Raw genomic sequence first — 2,727 nt, 5'->3', positions numbered from 1 at the left:
CCCAACGCGGTCACCGCCATCACCTACCCCGGCCGCACCGACACCTACGCCTACGACGACGCCGGCCAACTCGCCGCCCGCACCGTCGACAACAAACAAGCCACCTTCACCTGGAACCCGCTCGGCCAGGCCACCATCCAGGGCGCGGACACCGCCATGGTGTACGACGCCGCCGGCAAACGGCTCATCCGCCGCGACCCCGGCGGCACCACCCTCTACCTCGGCCCGGTCGAACTGCGCCTCGCCAGCGGCCAGATAACCGGCAAGCGGTACTACAGCAGCAGCGACGGCTCCCTTGTGGCGCTGCGCGAGCCGAGCGGGGTCACCTGGATGCTGGCCGGACTGCACGGCAGCACCCAACTCGCTGTCAACGCCACCACCGGCAACGTCAGCCGGGAACGCTATCTCCCCTTCGGCGAGCGCCGGGGCTCAGACGACCTGCCGTTCACCGACCGCGGCTTCCTCGGCAAGACCGAAGACGCCTCCACCGGTCTCACTTACCTGGGTGCCCGCTACTACGACCCGACGATCGCCAAGTTCATCTCCACCGACCCCGAACTCGACCTACGCACACCGGAATGGGCCAACCCGTACTCCTACGCCGCCAACAACCCCATCGACCAATCCGACCCGGACGGCCGCCGGGTCGACGCCGGCGGCGGCAGCTCCGACAAGAGCTACGGCTACTCCCGCGACAAGAACCGGCCCAACGCCAACCAGAACCTCGCCAAGACCCACCACGCCAGCGGCAAGAAGAAGACCGCCCGCGAACGCAAAATCCACAAGAAGCGTATCAAGGCGAACGAGAAGAATCGCCGAAACAGAATACGCGAGCAAGCGCGGGACGCGCAGATCAGCGACAAAAAGGGCGGCGAGGAAGAATTCCGTCGACGGCAGCAACGTACTGACAAGGCGACGCTTTGCAAGCGGGATCCTGTCTACTGCGGAAGAGGGACCGTTCAAGAGAACGACGACGTCGCTCTAATCACTGGTTTCATCGGCGGGGTCGGCGGTGTCATAAAATCTGCGCTGACTCGTGGACTCTCCACCGTTGGAAAGGCAGCAGTTCCACGTCCTAAGCCAGACCCCAAGTGGTTCCCCGATCGAAAACTGCCCAGAGACAAGCACGGTAACCCACAGCCCGAGTCCAGATATCCTCATACTCAACTGGGGCGAAAGCAGGGAAGGCGAGAAAATTACCCGCAGGCGCGAAAGTTCGGCGATAATGGCGAGGTGATGAAAGACTATGACTTCACCGATCACGGTCGGCCAGATGTGCCAGGTCATGAGAATCCGCACCAGCACCGATATGAGGACAACCCAACAGGCGGAAACAAAAAGCGTGGTCCAGCAGAGCCATGGACGTGGTGAAATGCACACATTTGTAATATCCATGAATAATCTATCCGGAAAGTCGATTGGGCTCACCCAGGTGCTTTCCGCGCTTCCCGATAATTCATGGATGTGGAGTATACTGGACCTCTGGGGAACTGGCATCGCCCCCCGCGGGATGACCATGCCAGAGTTCGAAGACGCGATCTCATCTTCCGATTCAGGATACCCAGTGAGTTGGTTCGAACTGCGAACCATCGCTGCCGATCTATGTCAAGCTCATGACTGTCTTATCGTGGCGGCCGAGTCGCCACATGGACTGTCGCGGCGCATCGCGGAACGAGGTTTTCATCCAGAGCTCCTCGTGAAGATCGAAGCGCTGGACAGCACGGAGTGGCGCATCCAGATCAGGGACGATATCGATGGCTATGAAGAGGTGAGGAAACTGCTCTCATCGTTGAAATGATCCGGTACGTTGCCATCCCATCCCTCAGCCGGCCTGGAACCCGGGAGGCAGGTGGACACGATGGCAGATGCCCGCACTGTCGGTCATCGGATTCAAAGAGGTCGAGAGATGACGCCTGAACAACGCGAAGCAGTCGCCGGCCTCCTCATCATGCCTGGAGAAGGCAGGAAGGTCACGCCTGAGCGGGTGTTGAGTCTGTTCAACACCGATGATGGAAAAATTCCGGTACTTGCACTGCTCGATGAGGCCATCGCCAGGAGGGATGCCGACGAGCTTGGCCTATCACTTCTCGCAGGGTTTACCTTCGGTTTCTCGCATGACTGTATCGAGCCCCTGGTTCGATTGTGCAACGAGGACTGGCACCAATCACACGAGGATATAGTAGACGCTCTCGACGGATTCCATTCTGCGAAAGCTGTTCATGCCCTTCATCAGGTGACCCAATGGGTGCCTGAATATCTCGAGTGGGATGATGCGCGGGCACTCGCAACCAAGGCGATCTGGGCCCTCGGCAAAATTCCAGGTCCTCAGGCAGGCGAAGCTTTGGTTCGACTCCTCAACTCGGACTCTGAGATTCTTAGAGAGGCGGCCCAAGGCCAGGTCGAACGTCGGGCGGCTGAAGCCTGAGCCGCATGCCGTGATATGCCAATTTTTCAGATTCGCGTCGTACGCGAAAGCAGGGGTAGCGTAATGGTCGACCTGCTTGAGCTGGAGATTGCCCGCGTGCGCTCCTTGCGTCTCATCTTCGAACTGGATACCAAGCATCCGGACAAGGGACGTCCGTACTTTTGGTGCGCAGCCTGCAACCGCGGCATCTTCTTCTCCCGAACGCATACCCGCGTTCCGCAGATGTGTAGCGAGAAAAACACATGAATCAGGGGTGTGAGCTGCGGAAACGCTTGCGGGCACGCTGATGCGGCGTGTCACTA

4 protein-coding genes are annotated in these 2,727 nt (G+C 59.7%); all 4 read left to right on the top strand.

Translation table 11 applies throughout. The features are described from left to right. Positions 1-1,371: RHS repeat-associated core domain-containing protein (locus ACIBF7_RS44925; RefSeq protein WP_397199930.1), on the top strand; the 1,371-nt coding region annotated here is incomplete at its 5' end. A gap of 145 nt (positions 1,372-1,516) precedes the next feature. Then, the gene (locus ACIBF7_RS44920; protein ID WP_397199929.1) at positions 1,517-1,798 is read left to right on the top strand and encodes a hypothetical protein; all 282 of its coding nucleotides are present in this window, start codon (positions 1,517-1,519) and stop codon (positions 1,796-1,798) included. Between the two features lie 60 nt (positions 1,799-1,858). Continuing rightward, the gene (locus ACIBF7_RS44915; RefSeq protein WP_397199928.1) at positions 1,859-2,425 is read left to right on the top strand and encodes a HEAT repeat domain-containing protein; all 567 of its coding nucleotides are present in this window, start codon (positions 1,859-1,861) and stop codon (positions 2,423-2,425) included. A gap of 63 nt (positions 2,426-2,488) precedes the next feature. Then, a complete protein-coding gene (locus tag ACIBF7_RS44910) occupies positions 2,489-2,671 on the top strand; it encodes a hypothetical protein (protein ID WP_397199927.1) in 183 nt (60 codons plus the stop codon). Positions 2,672-2,727 lie beyond the last annotated feature (56 nt).

The sequence above is a fragment of the Nonomuraea sp. NPDC050478 genome, assembly GCF_044458265.1.
GTDB classification, from domain to species: Bacteria; Actinomycetota; Actinomycetes; order Streptosporangiales; family Streptosporangiaceae; genus Nonomuraea; species Nonomuraea ferruginea.
The sequence above is the reverse complement of the archived record's forward strand: the minus strand, read 5'-3'. Positions and strand labels throughout refer to the sequence as shown.